Origin of the sequence: Mesorhizobium sp. M7A.F.Ca.CA.004.06.1.1 (assembly GCF_003999135.1) — a bacterium.
In the GTDB taxonomy this organism is placed as follows: Bacteria; Pseudomonadota; Alphaproteobacteria; order Rhizobiales; family Rhizobiaceae; genus Mesorhizobium.
Genome location: NZ_RZPQ01001416.1, coordinates 1 through 508, shown reverse-complemented (window position 1 = coordinate 508; position 508 = coordinate 1). Strand labels below are relative to the sequence as shown.

At 64.8% G+C, this 508-nt stretch carries 1 protein-coding gene; it reads right to left on the bottom strand.

Annotation, left to right across the window (positions count from 1 at the left end; all coding sequences use genetic code 11):
- Positions 1-79: 79 nt before the first annotated feature.
- On the bottom strand, positions 80-508 hold a 429-nt coding region (locus EN906_RS36690), incomplete at its 5' end, for an EamA family transporter (RefSeq protein WP_164777732.1).

The window sequence follows — 508 nt, the reverse complement described above, 5'->3', positions numbered from 1 at the left end:
GGTTTGGGGGGACTTGGGGATGGCCCGTCGCATCCATAATGCCTGACCCGGATGATGGTTCCGTGACTGTGTCACTTTTTTAAGAAATATTTGACGCCACGCGTTGCGGGCCGGCCATGCGTTGCGAGCGGGCCCTCAGCCAATCCCGCCCCGCATGGGCGAACACCGCGCACAACACGATGACGCCGCCGATCATGCTGGCGGCTGGTGCAATCTCGCCCAGGAACAGGAAGGCAAACAGGATCGCGAACGGCACTTCGGCCGAGCCGAGCAGTCCGGATTCGGCCGGCGGGATGAGCCGCGCGCCCTCCGTCCACAGGATCGAGGACAACGCAAAGGACGCGCCGAACGTGGCGAGCAGAACGGCATCCCTTTGCGAAACCGCCAGCGGATCGGTGACGAACCAGCCGAGCAGGAACAGCAGGAACGCCGAAACCGCGCCGGCCCACACCACCGGCGTGTCGCGGAACGCGCGCACCATGATCATGTAGAGGCCGCTGCCGATGGT